Here is a 21,160-nt window from a genome sequence, read left to right on the forward strand (position 1 = left end):
CACCTCCCCCCACCCCGCGTGATCTCCCCATCTAGGAGCTCTCGATGTCCCTCGCTTCCGCACCGTCGGGCCTTCCCGACCCGACGGCGGTCGGTTCCGCGCACTCGTCCGTACTGCCCGCCCGCCCGCGCCGGCGGCGCCTCGCCACCGCAGCGCTGAGCGCCACGGTGATCATCGCCGGAACACTGACAGTGACGGCTGTCAGCGCCCCGACCCCTGCCGAGGCGATGGTCCCGCCCGGCGCGAACGGCGCGACGACGCCGCCGATGGGCTGGAACTCCTGGTACTTCTACAACAACGACTACTCCGCACAGGACATCGCCGACCAGGCGGCCGGACTTGCGACGCCGAACGCGAACCTCGGACTCAACGGCTCCGGCCGGCACAAGAGCCTCGCCGACCTCGGCTACCGTGACGTCAGCCTCGACGGCGGCTGGTGGACCCAGAGCGGCACCGGGCGCGACGCCAACGGCGTCATGGTCCCCAGGCCCGGCTTCCTGACCGGCGCCCAGACCAAGGCGGTCACGCTGTCCAACGGCACCACCGTCCCCGCGCGCGCGTTGAACACCATGAAGGACCTCACCGACTACGTGCACGCCCTCGGCATGCAGGCGGGCATGTACACCGACACCGGCGCCACCGGCTGCGGTGGCCAGCACGGCAGCGGCGGCAACGAGGCCAAGGACGTGACCACGTTCGCGGACTGGGGCTTCGACTGGGTGAAGGTAGACCACTGCGGCGGCATCCCGTCCGGCTACAGCACGGTCATGGCGGACTACAAGGCCTGGGGCGGCCTGACGGCCAACGCGAAGACCTCCACCGGGGTGGCGCACCCGCTGGCGCTGGAGATCTGCGAGTGGGGCTCGGGCGCTCCGGACGGCCCGTGGGTGTGGGGTGGTTCGGCGGCCCGCACCTGGCGGAACGGGCGCGACATCACGGGCAACGCCGGTTACGGGACGACGTCCAACGGCGGCTCGACGTGGATCAACTGGGATCAGGTCTCCGAGAGTTTCGACCTGAACGACCACCCCAGCAACGAAGCCGCCGGCCAGTACAACGACCCGGACTACCTGCTGATCGGGCCCGGCTTCGGCGACAACCCGAGCACCGGGCAGCAGCAGACCCATGGCACCTCCGGCACCCTCTGGGGTCTCACCCCGGACGAGCAGCAGTCCTACTTCGGGATGTGGGCCATCCAGGGCGCGCCGCTCGTGCTGGCCACCGACACCACCAACCTGAGCGCGGCGACCGCGGCCATCGTCGGCAACGAGTCCGTGATCGCCGTCGACCAGGACAGCGCCGTCCACCAGGGGCAGAAGGTCCTGGACAACGGCAGCGTCCAGGTCTGGTCCAAGCAGCTGGCGGCCTCCGGCACCCGGGCCGTCCTGCTGGTGAACCGCAGCAGCACCTCGCAGAACTACTCGTTCACCACGCAGAACCTCGGCCTGAACGGCACCGCCTCGGTGCAGAACCTCTACACCGGCGCGAGCCTGGGCCCCGTCAGCTCGACCGGCTCGCAGAGCTTCACCCTGGCCCCCCACCAGTCCGTGATGCTCAAGCTCACCGGCGCCACCGAGCAGAAGCCGGAGACGGTCCTCGTGCCGACCGCATCGGGTGTGAGCCAGAAGACCTGGAACGGCAGCACCTGGTCGGCCTGGCAGACCCTGGCGCTGGGCACCGCCGGCTCCACCGGCCCCGGCTCGATCCAGGGCCAGCCAGCCGTCGTCTCCAGCCCGGGCGGCACCGACGTGTTCGTCTGGGGCGCGGACAACGCGCTGTGGCAGAACACCTACAAGAACGGCGCCTGGGGCAGCTGGACCAGCCTCGGCGGCGCCATCACCGCCAGCCCCACCGCGGCGAGCCTCGGACGTGACCGCATCGACGTGTTCGTCCGCGGCACCGACGGCAAGGTGTACCAGAAGACCTTCCAGCAGACGCCCGGCGCGAACGACCTTCCGGCCTACTACTACGGCGTCAACTGGACCAGCAGCTGGGCGTACCTGGACGCACCCGACTCGACCACCATCGTCGGCGCCCCCACGGCGGTAGCCTCGCTCAACCGGATCGACGTCTTCGCCCGCGGCACCGACAACGCACTGTGGCAGAAGAGCTACGTCAACGGTGAGTGGACGGGCTGGACCAGCCACGGCGGCACGCTCTCCTCGTCACCGACAGCGGTCAGCGGCGGCCCCGGCCAGATCGAGGTGTTCGCCGGGCTGGCGCCCAACAACAGTGTCGGCCAGCTCAGCTGGACCGCCGCAGGCGGTTGGTCGTCCTCCTGGTACGACCTCGGCCGCGCCGTCACCGGTGCGCCGACCGCGACGCAGGTGGGTACCCGGGTCAACGTCTACGCCCGCGCCACCGACAACACCCTGTGGCAGTGGTACCGGATCGGCACCGGACCGTCCGGGACCTGGCAGCAACTGGACAGCACCCTGGCACTGACCGGTAGCCCGGCAGCGGCCGGCCACCTCTAGGCAGGACCGTCACCTCCTGGCATGGTCGGCTCGGTGGCCCGTCGCGCTCCTCGGAGCTCGACGGGCCACCGGCCCGCCTCCCGTCGACCAGCCAGCCTCGCTGAGGGACCGCCTCCCAGTCGGTCAGTATCGCTTCGAAAACGGCAGGCTCAGGATCGAGAAACGCAACTCCTGCCGTCAGCACCAGGTGCACTTCACCGAGGAGATCCACCGCTCGACTCACGTTGCATCTAACGCAACATCGTTGCACCGGTTACGCGCCCCGGCCCTGGTGCCGGGCGAGGGGACCGACCCAGAGTCGGCCCCCTCGGAAATCAGCAGGTCAGCGGCCTGTACCGGTCACGTCGAATGTTGCATCCGATGCAACACCGCCCGTTAGTTGAAGTAGATCCCCGCGAGGGAGCAGGCGGCGCGGTTTAGGGCGAAGCGGTTGGTGGAGCGGGGCTGGTTGACCGAGGGGCGACCGGGCCTGTTCAGGCTGCGGACCGCTTGACGCGGCGGGGTGCCGGTCGACCGGAGCGGGCCGGGCGGCGGGTGGCGGGTGGCGGGGATGCTCGCGGCCCACCAGGCCATCGCTTCGGCGCTGTCGATGCGGGTCTCGTAGTCCCGGGCCAGGCGACGGGCCCGGATCAGCCGGGAGAAACTGCGCTCCACGACCCAGCGACGCGCAAGCACTACGAACCCCTTGGTGTCGTCGCTGCGCTTGACGACGGTCAGCGTGAGGGCCAGGACGGCGTGGGCGAAGGCGACCAGCCAGCCGGTGTAGTCGCCGTCGGCCCAGAGCAGGGTGATGCGGTGGTGTTCGGCGCGCAGTTGTTCGAGGAGATCGCGGCCGGCGTCGTTGTTGACCGAAGCGGCGGTAACCAGCACGGTCAGCAGTAGGCCCGGGGTGTCCACCGCGATGTGACGCTTGCGGCCGTTGATTTTCTTCCCGGCGTCATAGCCGCGGGTGGCCGCACCGACGGTGGCGTCGGCCTTCACCGACTGCGAGTCGATGATCGCGGCGGTAGACTCCTGCTTCTTCCCGGCCAGGGCGCGCAGCATCTGTCGAAGCAGAGATCTCATCCGGGCAGCCGGGCGAGGCCTGTCGCGAATGGGTCTTCGGGCAGTTCTTCGGCGTTGGGAGGATGTACCTGGTCAAAGGCCTGGCCGAGTCCTCCCCCACCGCAGGCCAGCAGGCACTGACGGCGTTGGAGCTGGTGTTCTCCCTCGACGCCATCAACAGCGTCCTCGCCACAACGGACTCGGACGGGCACGAGACGATGCGCCGCCTCGCCCCGCCGTTCCTGCTCAAGCTGGCCGCCGTGGAGACATCGCGAGCCCGACCGAGCGAGGTGTGACCCGAATCCACTGCTGATCCACGACGCTGCGCGCTTCGCCGTAGTCGAGGCCGTAGAAGTACTCGCCCTTGCTCTCGCCCGGGTGCCGACGTCGAAGTTCTCCGAGCACCACCTGCTCCCAGGGGTGTGCGTCGGCGACCAGCTCGGAGGCCCAGGAATCGAGCAGCACGTACCCGCCGCGCTCCGCCTTAGCGCGGTGTGTGCGCAGCCGAACCGCAAAGTCGGTGGTACGCCCGACCTTCACGAAGGAACTCGTCGCCCCGGCGAACGACAGCACGTAGAGCTGGTCCGTGCCCGGAATCCCAGGGCCGTTCAGCGACGGACCCCAGCCGCCACAACGCCAACCACTCCACCAAGCCCACCGGATCGGCTACTTCTTCGGACTCGCGGTCCGTTCCAACTGCGCGGAGCTTGTCTAGTGCTCTGACCGCATAGGTTCGCCGGTTGACCGTGGTGGCGGTTGGACGTGCGCTGACGTCCGATCCGACTGCTGGAGGTGCTGCGGTGGACGAGCCTGTCCGTGTGCGCCGACTGACTGACCAGGAGGGGCAGAAGCTGCAGCAGATCGTGCGCCGGGGCAGCACCAGTTCGGTGCGTCATCTTGGCGCGATGATGCTGCTGGCCTCCGCTGGCGGGAACCGGGTGCCGGTGATCGCCCAGCTGGTCCAGGCTGACGAGGGCACCGACCGGGAGCGGTCGACAGCCCCGCCGACTGTGCAGCGCGGCGACAGCCATCTGGAACACCTCGCAGAGGCAATGGGTTCAGTTGACCGGCAGTTCGTCGTTCTCCCGTCGGGAGGCTGTGCCGAGCACTGTACGTGCGACGTCTTCCAGCGATCCGAGCAGCGGGTTGGGGTCGTCAGCGCGCGTGACGAGCACGACCTCGCAGGGATCGATGTCGATGACGGGCACCAGGGCGATGTCCTCGCGCACAGCAGCGCGTCGATCGCCGGCAGGGAAGATCGCGACACAGTGGCCGGTGGCGATGAGTTCCAGCTTGTCCTCAAAGCTGTCGTCGATCGCGGGCGGGGGTGGTGCCGGGCGGTTGCCGACGGGCTTGGGTGTGCTCCAGAGGACCGGAGTGCTGACGCAGGCGACCAGTTCCTCGTCCGACAGAGCCCGCAGGCTGACGGTTTTCTCGTTCGCCAGATGATGACTTGCCGATGTGACCAGTACCCGCGACTCCTCATGGAGTTTGGTCACCCGGAAGCCGTCCGTGGGCAAGGGCAGGGGCCCGTACGCGACGAGGGCGTCGACCCGCCCCTCGGCGAGGGCGCGTGTGTCCCGCCAGTCGAGGTGCCTGGTGCGGACCTGGCCGTCAGGGTGCCGGCGGCGCAGTTCCTGCACACAGACGGTGATAACCAGTCCTTCGGAGTAGCCGACGGTGATGGTACGGGGCTGGACGGCGGCTCTGGCCGTGTGAGCGGCTAGCTCGGCCTCTTGGAGCAGTATCCGGGCCCTGGAGAGGAAGGCCTGACCGGCGTCGGTGAGGCTGCTGCCTTGCGGCGAGCGGTCGAATAGCCGGACACCGAGCTGATCCTCCAGTCGCTGGATCTGACGGCTCAGCGACGGCTGCGCCAGGTGGAGCCTGGTGGCGGCCCGGCCGAAGTTGCCGTAGTCCGCCACGACCGTGAAGTAGCGCACGAGTCGCAGGTCGAGGTCCATTCGCCCAGGGTACGTCGCGCGCCGTCATGCGCCTGGGACATGACGGCATGCGGAACAGGTCTTGGACAGGGTGTGCGGGTGGGTATTTGGCTTGAGGGCATGACCACTTATGACGGCAAGAAGATCGTGATCACGGGCGGGAGCAGCGGTATTGGCCTGGCTACGGCCCGGTTGTTCGCGGACGGTGGGGCGCGCGTACTGATCACCGGCCGTAGCCGATCCACCCTGGACGCCGCGCTGGAGCAGTTGGGGGACGAGGCGATCGCCGTCTGCAGCGATGCCGCGTCCCTGAAGGACATCAAGGAGCTGGCCGGCACGGTCCAGGAGCGGTTCGGCGTGGTGGACGCGCTGTTCGTCAACGCCGGCGTCACTGCGTCCGCGCCGTTCGACTCGACGACGGAGGAGATCTACGACGCGCTGTTCGGCGTCAACGCCAAGGGCCCGTACTTCACGGTGCAGGCGTTGGCGCCGCTGTTGCGCGAGGGAAGCGGCGTGGTCCTCACCACGTCGGTGGTGAACGTCCTGGGCCTCGACGCGCTCAGTGTCTACTCGGCGAGCAAGGCAGCCCTGCGGTCGATGACGCGCACCCTGGCCCGCGAACTGCTGCCGCGCAAGGTGCGCGTCAATGCCGTGAGCCCCGGGCCGATCGACTCGGGCATCCTGGACCGCTCCTTGCCTGCCGACGTCGTCGAGATGATGAAGGACACCTACCGGAGCACGATCCCGATGCAGCGGCTGGGGGCGTCCGAGGAAGTGGCCGCCGCGGTGGCGTACTTGGCGTTCGGTGCGACCTTCTCGACGGGAGCGGAGTTCCCTGTCGACGGAGGGGCTTCGCAACTCTAGGTGCTCTGACCGCATAGGTTCGCCGGGTCGTTCAGGCCGCGGTGGCGAGGGGGCGTCCGCCCCGGCGGATGCTCTTCTCGCTGCGGATGCGGGCGCGTTCCTTGCGTTCGGCGGCCAGGACGTCGCGGTGGCGGGCGTTGGCGTTGCGCGGCGCAGGTAGGCGTGCAGGGCCCGGGTCTGCGTCGTGTGGTTGGGGTGGTTCGAGTCGGCGATGGTGAATTGCCGCAGCGGTCCGAAGTGGGCCTCGATCGGGTTGGCCCAGGAGGATCATGATCGGAACGGTCTTCCGGCGGGATCACGGGGCGAAGAAAACTCCACGATCTTGGAAGTCCATGCCTGCCTTACGTCCGGGTCGACCAACCCGCCGCAGACGGTGACCAGTCAGACGAGCCGTCACTTTTCCACGCCCGGCTGGGTTCTGAGCAGAAATCATCAATACTGTGCGCACCGCTATTAGCCCTTGAGCATTGCCCCCTCCCGCGCTGCCAATACCCGATTGGCCTACTTGGATTGTCGCCGCCAGCGGAATGCGTCGATCATAATCGTGCAACGCTCCCGGCCAGAATGCTTCGCCTGCTACCCCGAGAGGGAGCGTCCTCGCGCACGACAGCCAGCGTGTCAGCGCGCCTCAGTCGACTCTCAGTGAACGGTCAAAGCGTCGACGACGGCGGGACCAACACCCTGAAAGGATGCACTCGGCATGGCGAATGCGGAACTTAGGAAGGTCCTTATCACGGGAGCGGTCACGGCTTCGGGTCCGAATCCGCTATGCGCCTGGCGGAGAAGGGCTTCGACGTGATTGCGGGGGTGGAGATATACGCCCAGGTGCAAACGCTGAAGTGGCAGGCAGCCGAGCGTGGGGTAAAGCTTCAGGTCGAGAAGCTCGACGTCACGAACGACGGTGACCGTAACAAGGCTCTCAACTGGGGTGTGGACATCCTCGTGAACAACGCCGGAGTCGGCGAAGGCGGCTCCACAGTTGACATTCCCGAGTCGAACATTCGGCACCAGTTCGAGGTCAACGCCACCGGGCCCCTGGTCCTCACTCAGGGGATCGCCAAGCAGACGGTCAAGCGCGGGGCGGGCCGCATCGTGCCCGAGGATGGCCGGGTTGTGGAAAGCAACAGCAGTCATTTCGTGGAAACCAACGGTGGACCGGGCTGTCACACTCCGAGCCATGCACTGCCACGAGCGCACAACACTCACGAAACGCCGAAAGGACATCAATGCCTGTCAAGCCGACCGTACTGCAGGATCGCTATCGCAATCGCGGCACCGCGTACACCCTGGAGGAGCGGGCGAGGCTTGGGATCACCGGGCGACTGCCAGCAGCTGTCGAGAGTCTCGACGAGCAGGCCGACCGGGCCTATACACAGCTCCAGCAGCAGCCTTCCGACCTGCACAAGTACATCTACCTTAATGAGGTCCACGACCGCAATCAGGTGCTGTACTTCAAGTTGCTCGCCGACCACCTGCACGAGTTGCTGCCCGTGGTCTACGACCCCACCGTCGGCGAAGCGATCGAGAAGTGGTCCGTCGACTACCGCGACTCGCGCGCGGTGTACCTATCGATCGACCGTCCTGAGGACGTGAGAGCTTCGTTCGAGTCGCTCGGCCTTGGTGCGGACGACGTCGATCTGGTCGTCGTATCTGACGCCCAGGAGATTTTGGGTATCGGGGACTGGGGCGTCAACGGGACCGACATCTCCATCGGCAAGCTTGCCGTCTACACCGCCGCGGCTGGCATTCACCCGAACCGGGTCATCGCCGTCAACCTTGACGTGGGGACAGATAACGAGCAGTTGCTCAACAGCCCCTCCTACCTGGGAAACCGGCACGCACGGGTGACCGGAAAGCGGTACGACGACTTCATCGCGCTCTACCTCAAGACAGCGTCCGAGTTGTTCCCGAACGCGCTCCTGCACTTTGAAGACTTCGGGCCGTCGAACGCCCGGAGGATCCTAGTGGAAAACGCCGACAAGTATCGGATCTTCAACGACGACATGCAGGGCACCGGCGCGATCGTCATGGCATCGGTCTTCTCGGCTCTGAAGGTGACTGGGGGACGCTGGTGCGAGCAGCGCCTAGTGGTCTTCGGCGCAGGAACCGCTGGGACCGGTATGGCCGACCAGATCTACGCAGCCATGTTGCGTGACGGCGCATCGCCCGAACAGGCGAAGAGCAACATCTGGCTCGTGGACATCGACGGCTTGGTGACCGACGACATGCAGGACCTGCCTGACTATCAGCAGGTGTACGCACGGCCGAAGTCCGAGGTCGGCGAGTGGTCTGACGGTGAGATCGATCTGCTCACCACCGTCAAGCACGTAAAGCCAACCATCCTCATCGGTACTTCTACCGCTCACAACGCGTTCACTGAGGAGGTCGTGAGGGCGCTGGCCGCCGGTGTCGAGCGCCCCATCCTCCTGCCGCTGTCCAACCCGACGAGTCGCATCGAGGTCATGCCGTCGGACGCGTTGCCCTGGTCCGAGGGCAGGGCTCTGATCGCAGTCGGCATCCCCGTCGAACCGGTGGAGTACAACGGCGTCTCCTACGAGATCGGGCAGGCCAACAACGCCCTCCTCTACCCCGGACTCGGCCTCGGCACGATCGTGTCCGGTGCCCGCCACGTGACGGACAACATGCTGCTCGCTGCCGCCGAAGCGGTGGCAAGCCAGGTCGATGTGTCACGGCCTGGGGCATCACTCCTGCCGCCGGTCTCAAACCTCAGGGCCTCGTCCGCGACGGTCGCGCTCGCCGTCGCCCGCGCCGCAGCGAAGGACGGTGTCGCAACGAGGTCCCCCGCCAACCTCACTCAGGCCGTCCAGGACGCGATGTGGGAGCCGGTCTACCCCACGAGCGATCCGGAGGACCGGCGATGAGCGACAACCAGTCACCTCCCGCGATGAGAGACCTGCCGATCAGGATCCAGGCCAGCGGAAAGCGACAGGAATTCGACAGCATGGGCACGGTCGAGGTGCCGGCGGACCGGTACTGGGGGGCACAGACGCAGCGGTCGCTCATCCACTTCTCCATCGGCGATGACCGAATGCCGAAGGAGGTCTACCACGCCTACGGCTACGTGAAGAAAGCGGCAGCACTTGTCAACGCCGGCGCCGGACGGCTGCCCGAGTGGAAGAAGCTGGCCATCGTGCGGGCCGCGGAGGAGACCATCGCGGGAGAGCTTGACGAGCACTTTCCCCTCTTCGTGTGGCAGACGGGGTCCGGCACCCAGAGCAACATGAACGTCAACGAGGTCATCTCCAACCGTGCGTCGTATCTGCTCGGCGGCACGCTCGGGACCCAACAGCCGGTTGCCCCGAACGACGACGTCAACATGGGGCAGTCCAGCAACGACAGTTTTCCGACCGCCATGCACATTGCCTCCGTGCAGGAGGTCGACGACCATCTCCTTCCCCAGGCCCGTGAGCTTGCCGCTTCCATCGAGGCAAAGGCCGAGGAGTGGGCCGAGGTCGTCAAGATCGGCCGTACGCACCTCGAGGATGCAGTACCGCTTACGGTCGGGCAGGAGTGGTCCGGTTATGCCGCGCAATTGCGCGCCTGCATCGCGGAGATCGAGCACGGTCGCCATGGCCTGCTCGAACTGGCCCTAGGCGGAACGGCCGTCGGCACGGGACTGAACGCGCCCAAGGGGTTCAGCCGTGACGTAGCAGCGCAGATTGCCAAGCTTACCGGCAAACCGTTTGTCACGGCCGAGAACAAGTTCATGGCACAGGGGTCGCTGGACCCGATGGTACGGGCGCACGGGGCACTGCGCGGACTTGCCGTGGCCTTGATGAAGATCGCCAACGACATGCGATGGCTGGCCTCGGGTCCGCGCACCGGGCTCGCCGAACTGCTGCTTCCCCAGAACGAGCCCGGCTCCTCGATCATGCCCGGCAAGGTCAATCCGACCCAGTGCGAAGCCATCGTGATGATCGCGATTCAGGTACTCGGCAACGACTCCACGGTGGCCTTCGCCGGCAGTCAGGGCAACTTCGAGCTGAACGCGATGCGCCCGGTGATCATTAAAAACTTCCTCCACTCCGCGCGCATCCTCGCCGACGGGATGCAGAAGTTCCGGACGTTCTCCGTCAATGACACGAAGCTCAACAAGGAAAAAATCGCGCAGTACGTGAACGAGAGCCTGATGTTGGTCACGGCGCTAAGCCCTGTCATCGGCTACCAGAACGCCGCACACATCGCCGAGTCCGCGCTGGCCAATGACCAGACGCTGAAAGAGGCCGCTCTGGCAAGCGGTCACGTCGACGAGAAAACATTCGACTCCATTGTCGATCCGCTCTCCATGGTTGGCCAGGGCCCTTCCGGTGCCTGATTCCAGCGTGCCCCGGGTGGAGGCTGAACTGTTCCGGGGTCTCTGGAGGCTTTGACCTCGTTGTTTCATCACCGCGGTCGCTGTGGGCGGGACAGGGCTCCGGCAAATTGACAGATCGTGCGATCGGTCACGGTCCGCGGTGGGTGAGTCAGCCCGCACATGAGGCAAGCACGGACTCCCAGGATCACGGAGTTCTCGACGCCCCGTGCTCCTGCTGGAAGACCATGCCTGCCGCCACCTCATCACCGATCCCACCTGCTCTTGACCAACTCCGCGGCCGAGTCCCTCCGGATCGCGACCTGAACCGCTCTCGCGGGCATCAGATTCCTCCAACCTTCAAAGGCGTGCTCTCATGGCCGAGATCCTTTTCGTGATGACCGGAGCAAGCTACTGGACGCTCAAGGACGGTCACCGACACCCCACCGGGTACTGGGCTGAGGAGTTCGCAAGTCCGTACAGAGTGTTCACCGGTGCCGGCCACGAGGTCACCATCGCCACCCCAGGCGGTGTCGTACCCGTCTGCGACACCATGAGCCTGCGCCCCCGCTTCACAGGCGGAGAAGACGCATCCGTCAAACAGGAAGGCATCATCGAAGAGGCCGAGCAGCTTCGCCACGCCCTCCCGATCAAGGACGTGGACCTCCATGACTACGACGCGGTCTACTACCCAGGAGGTCACGGCCCCATGGAGGACCTCTGGTGCGATGCTGATTCCGGGCTGTTGCTGAGGAGAGCCCTCGCGTCCGGCAAACCACTCGGCCTCGTCTGCCACGCCCCGGCGGCACTGCTCGCCACCCGGGACGAGAAGGGTGACACACCGTTTGCCAACTACCGCGTCACCGGCTTCACGAACGACGAGGAGGAGGGCGTCGGCTTCGCCGACAAGGCCAAGTGGCTCATGGAGGACGAGGTCAGAAACCTTCCCACAGACTACTCGCGCGGCCCGATGTGGGAGTCATACACGATGGTTGACCGCAACCTGTACACCGGGCAGAATCCGGCGTCCTCTGGCCCCCTGGCCACGATCATGCTCAAAAGTCTCTCGTAGGCATGGCACCAATCGCGTCGCCGCGCTCCAACTCGCCGGGCCCGACCCCGCTCCGCTGGGCCTCATCGTATTCAGCATGGCGAACCTCATCCAGAGCTTCTTCAATGCCGGCGTCGACCAGGCCGTCAACCCAGCCGCGTTCCCGCTCGAGCTCTTCGTGGGGGGTGAGGTTTCCCCTCGCCGTCGTCTCCAGGGCCCCTCGGCACTCCACCGTGGCCATCACCATCAACCTCCACGGCCATCTCCTCAAGGACTCCGCCGACGAGGCCGTCAAGGCACTCGCCTCTGCCCTCGACCACGCGGACGGCCGGTTGACCTACCCGGCGGATCCCGCCGGTGACGACGCCCAGCGGGCAGCGTGAGCGAGCCGGTTCGGCTTGCTACCTCAGGCCTTCGTACTCGGCTGCTGATCGGCCGCTTCCGAGCCGCCGGTACGAGTGCCCTCGGTCTCCTCTCCGTCGGTGGTCGCGCCCGGCTACACCCGGACCGCCATGTGCGACCGGTTCACCGGCGACGACACGGCGCGTGAAGCGGTCGATTCGGTGCTGCCCATGCACCCGGCGGGCACCCCGGAGGAGATCGCCCAGGCCGTCCAGTTCCTGGGGTCGGACGAGGCGAGCTGCGTCACCGGGCACATCCTCCTGGCCGACGGCGGCCTGAGGGCGGGCGGTCCCCTGTTCCCGGGCTCGTGAACCGCGAGGCCGGCCACGGCGTGTGTGCGGCCATCAGGGGCACGGACGGCCGGTCTCGGCTCCTCCTACAGCCAAGGTATGGCGTTGGGCGAATCCGCTGTGAACGGAGGCTTCGGGGTCAATGCTTCTCAGGTATCCGAAGCGACCTGCGGCGCGGGCGAGCGATCCTCACGTCGCCCTCGCCGGGCCGCCTCGCCCGGCCCGAGATGGACGGGATGAGACGAATGAGCGCGCGACCGATCGGTGACCACGCCCTGCTCTCCGACTGCGGTTCGGTCGCCCTGGTGACCTCCGACGGCTCGGTGGACTGGCTGTGCCTTCCCCGATTCGACAGCCCGGCGATCTTCACCCGGCTCCTCGACGAGAGTGCCGGCCACTGGTCCACCCGCTCCTGGCACCCCTGCGGGACGGACTCGCCGCGCACGGGGGCGCCCACATCCTGCTCCTGTCGAGCCCCGTGGACCTGCGGGTGAGCGGCTCCACGGCGCACGGTCGGATCCCGCTGCGGGCAGGGCACCGCCTGGGATTCGCCCTGCACGTCGAGCCGGCCTGGGAGCGCGAGCCGATGCGCTGGCGTGCCGGGCGTATCCGACGCCGCCTCGGCGACACCGTCACCGGCTGGCGCTCGTGGTCGCGACTCCACCGCGGGTATGTCGGCCCCTGGCAGGACGAGGTGAGCCACAGCGGACGGGTGCTGCGCGCCCTGACCTCCGCGCCGACCGGCGCCATCGTCGCGGCGGCCACCACCTCCCTGCCCGAGCGAGTGGGCGGAACACGCAACGGGGACTACCGGTACACCTGGGTCCGCGACGCGAGCTTCACCCTTCAGGCACTGGCCACGGCCGCCTGCCACAAGGAGAAGGAGAAGTTCTTCGACTTCCCGCGCCATCCGCGATGCCGAGAGGCAACCCACGCGCATGCAGCCTCGATCGACCGGTTGACGGCCCCGGTCCCGGCCGCCGGCGGTTGCCTGACCGGGCGGGACGGCCCCGTGGCACCGCCCGCTCGTATCCTGTGCCGCGCCGTCGGCCGGCCTCAGCGTGGATAGCCCGAGGGTGGGCCCTGGCGGCCGAGGGCGAGGAAGCATCGGCGGCCGCTCCGCCACTGGTCGGTGATGCTGAGGGCCAAGTCCCGGGCGATCCTGCGGAGCGCCGGCGCTCCCAGCCGCACCCAGGGAACGTCGGTCGTCACGGTGCGTCGTTACCTGGTGCGGGTCGTTCCTCGTCTACTCGGGCGGCCCGCCGGACGCGGCGGAGCTTGAGAGCGAAGGTGATCGCTGCCGCGCCGAACAGCACGGCGGTGATCGCCAGCCAGCGGCCGAGGTAGACGTCCTCCGGCAGCCGCGTGTCGCCCTGGTAGGGGATCGACAGATTGAGGATCAGGGGAAACCACACGAGCAGCAGGACACCGGACAGGAAGGCGGGCACGCGCAGATAGTTGATCCACGGCACCGCAGGAGTGCGTTCCGGGCGGTGGCGCAGCACCGACTGGGCCGAGAGGTCCGCGAGCGAGTAGAGGGGCAGCAGGATCAGGTCGTGGCCGATGGCCGCGCCGACGAACCAGATCGCCACCCCGAGCGGGCGCTCGGCGAACAGGCGCACCAGGGCGTAGCCGGTGAGGGCGAAGGAGCAGATCAGGACGAGGAGGTGGAGGGGGCCGGAACCGTACCAGCGGACGAAGCGTGCCATGGTCAGGTCCTGAAGGTCAGTCGGTGCACCCACTTGGTGTTGTTCACGCCGGGGTTGGCCGGGACGATGATGCGGGCCGGGTAGCCGTGGTCGAGTGAGAGATCCGCGCCGTTGACGTGCAGGGCGAGCAGTGATCGGGGGTCGTGGATCTGGTTGCCCCGCAGTACCACCGAGCTGTAGGGGCCGGGTGGTTGGACGGATTCCACCAGGACACTTGCGGCGCCCGGCAGGCCCGCCAGGGCAGCGAGGTCGGCCAGCCGCAGGCCGCTCCAGTGCTGGTCGGGGGTGGACCAGCCCTCCACGCAGGCGATCGGCAGCAAGGCCGTCCGCTGCCGCATCGCGAGCAGTTGCTCACGCGTGAAGACCTGAGCCGGGCCGTGGCCGTGGACCTCCAGCCGCCAGTCCGGGCCGACATGCGCCGGGTCGATGCCGACGGACGCCGCCGTCTTGTTGATCTGGAAGCCGTTCGGGCCACTGCCCGGTTCCCGGTTGTGCGGCGCGAGCAGGGCCGTGCCGCGCAGCCAACCGCCGATGCTCTGTCCCGCGGTGACCACGAGAAGCAGCAGGGAGCCCGCCCCCACCATGCCCACCGCTCCGCGGCGGGTCATCGTCGGCGGCGCGGGGGCGGTCGGCACCAGGCCGTCGGGGTCGGGTGGCTCGGGCCGAGTGTGGGCGAGGTCGGTGCGCAGTTCGGCGGCCAGGCCGCGGGAGCGCAGGGCGTGGGTCATCCGGCCGAGTTTGAGGGACACGTGGACGACGAAGGCGGCGATGAACACCCAGGCGCCGTAGAAGTGGAGGGTGTAGAAGGAGCCTGGGAAGACGTAGTAGAGCTGGATGTTGAGGATGCCGGTGACGAATTCGAAGACGACGCCGCCGACCAGCGCCAGCAGCGACAGCCGTTCCAGCGCGTGGGCGGCGCTGCGGGCCGGCGGCCACTCGAACAGCTTCGGGATCACCGACCACAGTTTGGCCAGCACCACCGGCACCAGGACCACGCCGAGCGTCACGTGCACGCCCTGGGTCAGCCGGTACAGCCAGTACGGATGCGTGGGCCAGTCGAAGAGGTAGAAACCCAGCAGGCCCTTGTCCGGGGTCTGGTCGTTGAGTACGCCGAGGCCTGGGTTGTAGGCGGCGTAGGAGAGCGCCCCGGTCACGAAGAGCAGCGGGATACCGATCAGCAGCACCAGACCGAACACCGAGGTCAGCCACGGCCCGCGGATCGGGCTACGCCAGAAGCCGGACCGGAACGGCCCCGGGGGCGGAGGAATCTGCTCGACCCGCCGCACGAGGGCCCGGATACGAGCGGCCGCCTCGGCCGCCCGAGCCGCCGCGGCGGCGCGAACGCGTTCGAGGCGCCGCGGCGCGTGCTTCTCGTCCGGTCTCGGGCGTTGCGGGCCGGGGCCCGGGGCCGGCGGCCGTCCGCCACTGTCCATCGGCTGCCTCCGCTGTCCCCGGGCCGACTCTCAGACGGCGGATCGAACCCCGTCGTGCCGCCAGCGCCTGCCAAGTCGTCAGCTACAAACTGGCACAGACCGGGTCGGCTTTCCGACGCTGGCGTGCATACGAGTGTCCGTCACCAGCCGAACGGCCGAACCGGCACTCCGCACGACTCGACGGATCCCCGCACGGTGGCCTCGTGCTGGTGGGGTGCGACGCCTCAGCGCACGGCGCCCGCACCGCGCTGACCAGGCAAGTGTCTGGTTCGCCGTGATCGGCGTCGCCTCCACGGTGGCCAGGCCCTGCCGTACTGGGTTCTGCGTCACTGGCCACCGCCCGTCCTGGCCAACTTCGCCCCCCTGAGTGGGGAAGCTCACGGGGCAGCGTGCGCAGCGTGCTCCCGGTGTGACCGTCTGACTGCGCGACTACAACCTCTGGCTGGTCCCGGGCCCCCTGCGCGCGGCCCGGCCCGACCTGCCCATCGGGCCATTCCACCACCGCCTTCCGTCCTCCTGGCATCTTCGGCCACCCCGCTGGTCGCCGATACCGTTGCTCCGTCCTCTTCCCAGGACGGCTTCACCGCTCTCGGCGGACGGCGAGCAGGGCCGCATCGTCGGTCAGGCCACAACCGACGTAGGCCCGCACGTCGGCGAGGAGATCGTCCAGCAGGGAGTCCGGCTCCCCGTGCGGCATCGCCGCCAGGCGCTGGGCGAGCGGATAGAACCGGTCGGCCGCGTCCCGGGCCTCTGCCACGCCATCCGTGTAGAGCAAAAGGAGGTCGCCGCGTTCGAAGATGAGCGACCGGGCGTGATAGGTCCCGCCGACCAGGTCGAGCAGGGCAAGCGGCGGTGCGTCGACGGGCGGCTCCACCTCGCTGACCTCACCGGCGTGGCACAGCAACGGCGGCGGGTGCCCGCAGTTGACCACGACCGCCGGTCCCGGCGCATCGGGGACACCGACCAGCACCGCCGTGACGAACTCCTCGCTCGCCGGCCGACGGGCGAGCGCCGAGTCCAGCCGCCTGGCGACCTCCGCCAGATCCGGCTCGGCCCGGGCAGCCTCACGAAACACCCCGAGCACGTCGGCAGCGGTCTCCACCGCGCCCAGACCCTTGCCGCACACGTCACCCAGCAAGAGCCGCACCCCGTACGGAGTACGCATCACCTCGTACAGATCCCCACCGATCCGTGCCTCGGCCTCCGCCGCCACATAGCGCACCGCGACCACGAGCGGCCCCACCCGCCGGGGCACCAGCCGCAGCAGCGCCCGCTGCGCCGCCTCGGCGACCGTGCGCACCCTGGCCAGATCGCGCTCCTGGGTCGCCACCACGATGACATTGGCGCAGCTGAAGAAGGTGATCACGATCACCGTGGCCGCAGCGGTCACGTGGACGACCAGAGGAACTTCGCTGTCGTAAAGTGCCAGACCGGCAACGACGACACCGGCGACCATCCCGGCCGTCAGTGGGATCGCGACCCGGCGAGTACCCGTGCCCGCCACCACCGGCACAGCGGCCAGGATCGGGGAGAACGTGACATCGGGCCCCGTCACGACATCGGCCAGCACAGCCATCGTGACCAATGCGTAGCCGGCGAAAGCGAGCCTGCGCGACCACCTGGGCAGGAACGGTGGCGGACGCCATGCTCCCCCGTTCAAGACAGCAGACACCGGACTGCCCTCCATAGTCGAGCTCTCCCTCTCTCCAGGGTCAATCGCTGTCGGCTCTCCCGCGACAGCGTTCCCGAGGGAGCCGCCACGCGCCTGACACCGGTGACGCCGCCGAGGTGCTGTCAGCCCCTACGCCACGGCCCAGCGACCGAATGCGCGGCCGAGGAACGCGGCGGTGCCTCCACGACTGCGGACCGTCACTGACAGTCGCGCGTACGACCAGCCCGTCAGAGCCGCCACGACACCGCCGACGACGAAGGAGAAACAGGCGCCGGCGCCTGCGACCTCCACGGTAAGCCCGAGCACCGAGAAGATGCCGCCGCCGACCATCCCCCAATGGCATGCTCGTCCTCGGCCTCATCGAGGCGGCGTCACCCCGCACAACGCCGTCTCGACGCAGTACCGCGTCACCGGTTCTGCGGGCGCCATTCGAAGAGCAGGATGGTCGCGTCGTCCCGCAGTTGGTTGCGCTGGTGGTCGAGGATGGCGTGGATGAGCAGCCGCAGCACCTCGGCCGGGCGTTGGCCGGCGGCGGAGGAACGGATGACGAAGTCGGTGAACCGGTCGAGGCCGAACTCCGCACCGTCCGCGTCGCGCGCCTCCACGACGCCGTCGGTGTAGAGCAGGACGCAGTCGCCCGGTTCCAGTGTCGTCTCGTGGACCTGCCGGGCTGCCGGGGTGAGGTGGCCGGCCAGGCCGATCGGCGGCTGCGGGGGGCTGTTCAGCGCCCCGTCGAGCACCCGCTCGGCACGGATCAGCAGCGGCGGAGGGTGACCGCAGTTGACCCAGCGCAGCACCCCGGTGTTCGCCTCGAGGGTGTCGCGATCCGGGTCGCCCAGCGAGTCCTCGCCCTGGCAACCGGCATCTGGCACAACAACCGCATCGGTGCACCAGTCACCCGGTCTCTGATCGCCTACGACCACTGATCACATCGGACTTACTCGTCTAGTGATCGTGCGGTGCACCTCGTGAAGCGTTCGACGCGCTGAAGGCCGCTCCCCGTCACGCGAAATTCACAGACCGGGGTCTACTCGCATAGACAACGGTGGGGCATCCTGGTGCGATGCCGGCGCTCGAAGCCCGTCGTCCCCCGTCACCCGGGAACCGCGGGCGGTGGCGCCGGAGGGATCGGTCGGCCCTCGCGCCGGAGCACTGCCGCGTCACAGCACTGCGTATGACCCCTTCATCCGGGCCGGTTCCGTCGGCCCGGCGCCGGACATCCCGCCCTCCCACCGAGGCGCGGCAGGAGGGCGGGGTCGAGTCGGATGCACACCATCCTCACCGGGAGATGCAGATGAAGCCACGCACCGCAGCCACCGTCGTCGCCCTGGCCCTGGCCGGCCTCGCCCTCTCGGCGCCCACGGCCGGCGCCAGCGGCACCAAGCTGTCGCAGTCCGCGGCCGCCGGTCAGTTCAGCAGCGCCGGCATCACGTGGAGTTCCAGCGGGGGCTGCACCACCAGGTCCAACTCCACCTGCACCTCGTTCGACCAGATCAACTCGGGCACGGTCAGCGCCATCATCACCCTCAAGCAGGCCAGCGGCTGCGCCATCAACATCACGGGCGGCACCGAGGTCGGCCACGCCTCCGGCACCTACAGCCACTACAACGGCTACAAGGTCGACATCGCCCGCAGCTCCTGCATCGACGGCTACATCCAGAACAGCTTCACCTACATCGGCCTCCGGGGCGACGGCTACCCGCAGTGGAAGGCCGCATCGGGCAACCTGTACTGCAACGAGGGCAGCCACTGGGACATCCTCATCTACTGACGCCGACCCCGGGCGTCTCCTCGGGATCTTGTCGGATCAGGGCGCGGCGCCGTGACGGGGATCGAGGGCCCGTCGCGGCGCCGGACGATACCGAGGAACGCGCCCTTGGCCTCACCATCGCCCCCTGCACCGTGGACGAGGAACGGCTTCAGCTCCTCGGGCTGGGGAGGGGTGTACGGCACCACCAGGCCGCCCCCGCCTGCCGACACCTCGTGGTGTGCCGGCCTCGGCCATGATGACAAGTACCCCAGGCGCTCCGATCAGGCGGTAGCAGACGAGACGCCAGCACGCAGCGGTTCAGCGGTGCTCGGGGTTCTCGAAGTCGAAGCGGCAGCCGGCGTCCCATTCGGAGCGCTGGTTGCCGTGGGCCGGGATGCCGCCGGCGTCCTTGAGCATCCGGGCCAGGTGGAGCTGGTTCCAGGTCATGAAGGTGGTGTTGCGGCTGGTGAAATCGTTCACGGGCCCGCCGGAGCCGGGGTCGAGGTAGGACGGCCCCGGCCCCGCCTCCCCGACCCTGTAGGTGCCAAGAACCACGTCCGTGCTGGTCAGTTGACGTGTGGGCACTGTCGCGAGACCGGCCGGTCGAGTGACAGTGGAGGTCTCGCTCGGTGATTGCCAGCTCGCTCTGGCTGGCTCTGGCTGGCTCCAGGATGGTCCGGTGCTGCTGCGACTGCCCTACCTGGCCTTGACAAGTGTTCGCCTTGATACGGCTCCTGTCGATGAGCGACCGCGACAAGGACGTCGAGATCTTGGCGCTACGCCACCAACTGGCTTTGCTGCAGCGGCAGGCCGACAAACCGAAGCTCACCTGGCCCGACCGCGCGCTGCTCGCCGCACTCCTGCACCGCCTCCCCCGGGCACACCTTCGGCACCTTCAGTTGATCGTGTCCCCCGACACGCTGCTGCGCTGGCACCGCGACCTGCTGCGCCGACGCCACGCCAAGGCCTCCCGCCCCAAACGTCCCGGCCGTCCGCGCACCGTGCGCTCCGTCCGCGCCCTGGTGCTACGGCTCGCCGACGAGAACCGCAACTGGGGCTACAGACGCATCCACAGCGAGCTCGCCGCGCTCGGAATCGAGGTCGCAGCCTCCACCGTGTGGAACATCCTCGAGGAGCACGGCATCGACCCCGCTCCTGAGCGCGACCACACCACCTGGGCAGCGTTCCTGCGCTCCCAAGCCCCCGCGATCCTCGCCGCCGACTTCTTCGAGACCAAGACTCTGAACGGGGCGACCGCGACCGTCCTGGCGGTGATCGAGCACGCCACCCGGCGCGTGCGGGTCCTCGGGACGACCGCGCACCCGACCGCGGCCTGGATGACCCAGCTCGCCCGGAACATGGTCATGGGCCTTCAGGACACGGGCGCCAGGGTGAAGTTCTTGATCCGCCGGGACATCCGCTACCCGGCCGCCTTCGACGCCGTCCTGCAGGCCGAGGGCATCGAGGTCGTCCAGACCGGCGTCCGGATGCCGCGCATGAACGCCATCATGGAGCGCTGGGTGCGCTCATGCCGAACCGAACTCCTCGACCGCGCCCTCATCTGGAACCAGGCCCACCTACTCCACGCGCTACGCGAGTACGAGCAGTTCTACAACACGCACCGGCCCCACCGCAGCCTCGCCGGCGCCGCGCCCCTATGCCCACTGCCCGAACCGATCACCGAACCCGACCGGCTCACCCACCTCGACGTCCGCCGACGCGACCGCCTCGGCGGCATCCTGCACGAATACCAACATGCAGCGTGACCAGCACGGACGTGGTTCTTGACACCTACAACCTCCCCACCGCCAGGGACCGCCCCTGGTTCCTCACCTCCCCGGGAGCTCTCCCATGGCTACGCCCCAGGTGATCGTCGTCTCCCTGCGCGGCAGCGGCACACCACTGCTGGCACAGGTCACCACCGCGCTCGGCTACACCCCCTACGGCACGATGAGCGGCACGGCATGCGCGGGGCCCGCCGCTGCCGGTGGCTGCTCCACCACCCCGCCGTGTGCGTCCTCACCCACGAAGAACTCGCCGGCCCCGCCCACGGCGGAACCGCCGAAGCCCGCGACGGGGCCCTTCGACGCCTCCTGGCCGCTACCGGTCGCCACGACCCGGTCACCGCCCTCGCCGCACGGCGCTCACCCTCTGGTCGCGCCGACGACGACGATCCGACCGTGGGCACCTGGCGCACGATGCCGACGAGGGAGTAG

Annotated in this window: 18 protein-coding genes and 7 pseudogenes; 15 read left to right on the forward strand and 10 right to left on the reverse strand. The window is 68.4% G+C overall.

Annotated elements, in window-relative coordinates; all coding sequences use genetic code 11:
• Window positions 1-44 precede the first annotated feature (44 nt).
• The gene (locus ACIO5E_RS24660) at window positions 45-2,477 is read left to right on the forward strand and encodes a hypothetical protein (protein ID WP_400671545.1); all 2,433 of its coding nucleotides are present in this window, start codon (window positions 45-47) and stop codon (window positions 2,475-2,477) included.
• A gap of 375 nt (window positions 2,478-2,852) precedes the next feature.
• On the opposite strand, the gene ACIO5E_RS24665 is transcribed toward ACIO5E_RS24660, so the two are convergent.
• On the reverse strand, window positions 2,853-3,542 hold the full coding sequence (locus tag ACIO5E_RS24665; protein WP_400671548.1) for a transposase: 690 nt from the start codon (window positions 3,540-3,542) through the stop codon (window positions 2,853-2,855).
• A 62-nt stretch (window positions 3,543-3,604) separates the two neighbouring features.
• Between ACIO5E_RS24665 and ACIO5E_RS24670 the strand changes: the two genes are divergently transcribed.
• Window positions 3,605-3,817 carry a hypothetical protein gene (locus tag ACIO5E_RS24670; protein ID WP_400671551.1) on the forward strand — a complete coding sequence of 71 codons (213 nt, stop codon included), beginning with the start codon at window positions 3,605-3,607 and terminating at the stop codon, window positions 3,815-3,817.
• Here ACIO5E_RS24670 and ACIO5E_RS24675 read toward each other — a convergent pair.
• Window positions 3,768-4,094, reverse strand: a complete 327-nt coding sequence (locus ACIO5E_RS24675; RefSeq protein ID WP_400671554.1) for a GIY-YIG nuclease family protein — start codon at window positions 4,092-4,094, stop codon at window positions 3,768-3,770. The two genes, ACIO5E_RS24670 and ACIO5E_RS24675, sit on opposite strands and share 50 nt — an antisense overlap.
• 227 nt (window positions 4,095-4,321) lie before the next feature.
• On the opposite strand from ACIO5E_RS24675, the pseudogene ACIO5E_RS24680 reads away from it, so the two are divergent.
• Window positions 4,322-4,510, forward strand: a pseudogene (locus ACIO5E_RS24680) (IS630 family transposase); the annotation flags it as partial.
• A 69-nt stretch (window positions 4,511-4,579) separates the two neighbouring features.
• On the opposite strand, the gene ACIO5E_RS24685 reads toward ACIO5E_RS24680, so the two are convergent.
• On the reverse strand, window positions 4,580-5,482 hold the full coding sequence (locus ACIO5E_RS24685) for a LysR family transcriptional regulator (protein WP_400671557.1): 903 nt from the start codon (window positions 5,480-5,482) through the stop codon (window positions 4,580-4,582).
• Window positions 5,483-5,581: 99 nt separating this feature from the next.
• On the opposite strand from ACIO5E_RS24685, the gene ACIO5E_RS24690 reads away from it, so the two are divergent.
• On the forward strand, window positions 5,582-6,325 hold the full coding sequence (locus ACIO5E_RS24690) for an SDR family oxidoreductase (protein ID WP_400671559.1): 744 nt from the start codon (window positions 5,582-5,584) through the stop codon (window positions 6,323-6,325).
• A gap of 31 nt (window positions 6,326-6,356) precedes the next feature.
• Here the strand turns inward: ACIO5E_RS24690 and ACIO5E_RS24695 are convergent.
• Window positions 6,357-6,592 (reverse strand): annotated as a pseudogene (locus ACIO5E_RS24695) (IS630 family transposase); the annotation flags it as partial.
• A 501-nt stretch (window positions 6,593-7,093) separates the two neighbouring features.
• Here ACIO5E_RS24695 and ACIO5E_RS24700 point away from each other — a divergent pair.
• The 8 genes and pseudogenes from ACIO5E_RS24700 to ACIO5E_RS24735 form a co-directional block, all read left to right on the forward strand.
• Window positions 7,094-7,360: pseudogene (locus ACIO5E_RS24700) on the forward strand (SDR family NAD(P)-dependent oxidoreductase); the annotation flags it as partial.
• 125 nt (window positions 7,361-7,485) lie between these two features.
• Window positions 7,486-9,207 carry an NAD-dependent malic enzyme gene (locus ACIO5E_RS24705; protein ID WP_400671752.1) on the forward strand — a complete coding sequence of 574 codons (1,722 nt, stop codon included), beginning with the start codon at window positions 7,486-7,488 and terminating at the stop codon, window positions 9,205-9,207.
• A 23-nt stretch (window positions 9,208-9,230) separates the two neighbouring features.
• Window positions 9,231-10,661, forward strand: coding sequence for a class II fumarate hydratase (gene fumC, locus ACIO5E_RS24710; protein ID WP_400671754.1), 1,431 nt, complete (start codon window positions 9,231-9,233; stop codon window positions 10,659-10,661).
• Window positions 10,662-11,013: 352 nt separating this feature from the next.
• The gene (locus ACIO5E_RS24715) at window positions 11,014-11,709 is read left to right on the forward strand and encodes a type 1 glutamine amidotransferase domain-containing protein (RefSeq protein ID WP_400671562.1); all 696 of its coding nucleotides are present in this window, start codon (window positions 11,014-11,016) and stop codon (window positions 11,707-11,709) included.
• Window positions 11,710-11,921: 212 nt separating this feature from the next.
• Complete coding sequence (locus tag ACIO5E_RS24720; protein WP_400671565.1) at window positions 11,922-12,071, forward strand: hypothetical protein; 150 nt, start codon at window positions 11,922-11,924, stop codon at window positions 12,069-12,071.
• A gap of 99 nt (window positions 12,072-12,170) precedes the next feature.
• A complete protein-coding gene (locus ACIO5E_RS24725; protein WP_400671567.1) occupies window positions 12,171-12,401 on the forward strand; it encodes an SDR family oxidoreductase in 231 nt (76 codons plus the stop codon).
• Between the two features lie 224 nt (window positions 12,402-12,625).
• Window positions 12,626-12,874 (forward strand): trehalase-like domain-containing protein, encoded by a 249-nt coding sequence (locus ACIO5E_RS24730; protein ID WP_400671570.1) that lies wholly within the window; start codon window positions 12,626-12,628, stop codon window positions 12,872-12,874.
• Window positions 12,871-13,449 carry a glycoside hydrolase family 15 protein gene (locus tag ACIO5E_RS24735; protein WP_400671572.1) on the forward strand — a complete coding sequence of 193 codons (579 nt, stop codon included), beginning with the start codon at window positions 12,871-12,873 and terminating at the stop codon, window positions 13,447-13,449. The genes ACIO5E_RS24730 and ACIO5E_RS24735 overlap by 4 nt, the downstream gene beginning before the upstream one ends.
• A 139-nt stretch (window positions 13,450-13,588) precedes the next feature.
• Here ACIO5E_RS24735 and ACIO5E_RS24740 read toward each other — a convergent pair whose 3' ends face one another.
• The 4 genes and pseudogenes from ACIO5E_RS24740 to ACIO5E_RS24755 form a co-directional block, all read right to left on the reverse strand.
• Window positions 13,589-14,089 (reverse strand): hypothetical protein, encoded by a 501-nt coding sequence (locus ACIO5E_RS24740; RefSeq protein ID WP_400671574.1) that lies wholly within the window; start codon window positions 14,087-14,089, stop codon window positions 13,589-13,591.
• Window positions 14,090-14,091: 2 nt separating this feature from the next.
• Window positions 14,092-15,285, reverse strand: coding sequence for a molybdopterin-dependent oxidoreductase (locus ACIO5E_RS24745; protein WP_400671577.1), 1,194 nt, complete (start codon window positions 15,283-15,285; stop codon window positions 14,092-14,094).
• 817 nt (window positions 15,286-16,102) lie between these two features.
• Window positions 16,103-17,098 (reverse strand): PP2C family protein-serine/threonine phosphatase, encoded by a 996-nt coding sequence (locus tag ACIO5E_RS24750; protein ID WP_400671580.1) that lies wholly within the window; start codon window positions 17,096-17,098, stop codon window positions 16,103-16,105.
• Window positions 17,099-17,601: 503 nt separating this feature from the next.
• A pseudogene (locus tag ACIO5E_RS24755) lies at window positions 17,602-18,009 on the reverse strand (PP2C family protein-serine/threonine phosphatase); the annotation flags it as partial.
• On the opposite strand from ACIO5E_RS24755, the pseudogene ACIO5E_RS24760 reads away from it, so the two are divergent.
• Window positions 17,986-18,120 (forward strand): annotated as a pseudogene (locus tag ACIO5E_RS24760) (IS982 family transposase); the annotation flags it as partial. The pseudogenes ACIO5E_RS24755 and ACIO5E_RS24760 sit on opposite strands and share 24 nt — an antisense overlap.
• 362 nt (window positions 18,121-18,482) lie before the next feature.
• On the forward strand, window positions 18,483-18,965 hold the full coding sequence (locus ACIO5E_RS24765; protein ID WP_400671583.1) for a hypothetical protein: 483 nt from the start codon (window positions 18,483-18,485) through the stop codon (window positions 18,963-18,965).
• A 297-nt stretch (window positions 18,966-19,262) separates the two neighbouring features.
• Here the strand turns inward: ACIO5E_RS24765 and ACIO5E_RS24770 are convergent.
• A pseudogene (locus tag ACIO5E_RS24770) lies at window positions 19,263-19,478 on the reverse strand (flavodoxin family protein); the annotation flags it as partial.
• A 145-nt stretch (window positions 19,479-19,623) separates the two neighbouring features.
• On the opposite strand from ACIO5E_RS24770, the pseudogene ACIO5E_RS24775 reads away from it, so the two are divergent.
• Window positions 19,624-20,710 (forward strand): annotated as a pseudogene (locus tag ACIO5E_RS24775) (integrase core domain-containing protein).
• Between the two features lie 174 nt (window positions 20,711-20,884).
• Here ACIO5E_RS24775 and ACIO5E_RS24780 read toward each other — a convergent pair.
• Window positions 20,885-21,058, reverse strand: coding sequence for a hypothetical protein (locus tag ACIO5E_RS24780; RefSeq protein ID WP_400671586.1), 174 nt, complete (start codon window positions 21,056-21,058; stop codon window positions 20,885-20,887).
• Window positions 21,059-21,160: the final 102 nt, after the last annotated feature.

The organism is Kitasatospora sp. NPDC087314 (assembly GCF_044744365.1).
Lineage (GTDB): Bacteria > Actinomycetota > Actinomycetes > Streptomycetales > Streptomycetaceae > Kitasatospora.

What these genes read in the sequence shown, in the direction of transcription:
- ACIO5E_RS24660 (WP_400671545.1), top strand. Translation starts at nt 45, where the DNA reads ATGTCCCTCGCTTCCGCACCGTCGGGCCTTCCCGACCCGACGGCGGTC.
- ACIO5E_RS24665 (WP_400671548.1), bottom strand. Translation starts at nt 3,542, where the DNA reads ATGAGATCTCTGCTTCGACAGATGCTGCGCGCCCTGGCCGGGAAGAAG.
- ACIO5E_RS24670 (WP_400671551.1), top strand. Translation starts at nt 3,605, where the DNA reads ATGTACCTGGTCAAAGGCCTGGCCGAGTCCTCCCCCACCGCAGGCCAG.
- ACIO5E_RS24685 (WP_400671557.1), bottom strand. Translation starts at nt 5,482, where the DNA reads ATGGACCTCGACCTGCGACTCGTGCGCTACTTCACGGTCGTGGCGGAC.
- ACIO5E_RS24690 (WP_400671559.1), top strand. Translation starts at nt 5,582, where the DNA reads ATGACCACTTATGACGGCAAGAAGATCGTGATCACGGGCGGGAGCAGC.
- fumC (WP_400671754.1), top strand. Translation starts at nt 9,231, where the DNA reads ATGAGAGACCTGCCGATCAGGATCCAGGCCAGCGGAAAGCGACAGGAA.
- ACIO5E_RS24715 (WP_400671562.1), top strand. Translation starts at nt 11,014, where the DNA reads ATGGCCGAGATCCTTTTCGTGATGACCGGAGCAAGCTACTGGACGCTC.
- ACIO5E_RS24730 (WP_400671570.1), top strand. Translation starts at nt 12,626, where the DNA reads ATGAGCGCGCGACCGATCGGTGACCACGCCCTGCTCTCCGACTGCGGT.
- ACIO5E_RS24740 (WP_400671574.1), bottom strand. Translation starts at nt 14,089, where the DNA reads ATGGCACGCTTCGTCCGCTGGTACGGTTCCGGCCCCCTCCACCTCCTC.
- ACIO5E_RS24750 (WP_400671580.1), bottom strand. Translation starts at nt 17,098, where the DNA reads ATGGCTGTGCTGGCCGATGTCGTGACGGGGCCCGATGTCACGTTCTCC.
- ACIO5E_RS24765 (WP_400671583.1), top strand. Translation starts at nt 18,483, where the DNA reads ATGCAGATGAAGCCACGCACCGCAGCCACCGTCGTCGCCCTGGCCCTG.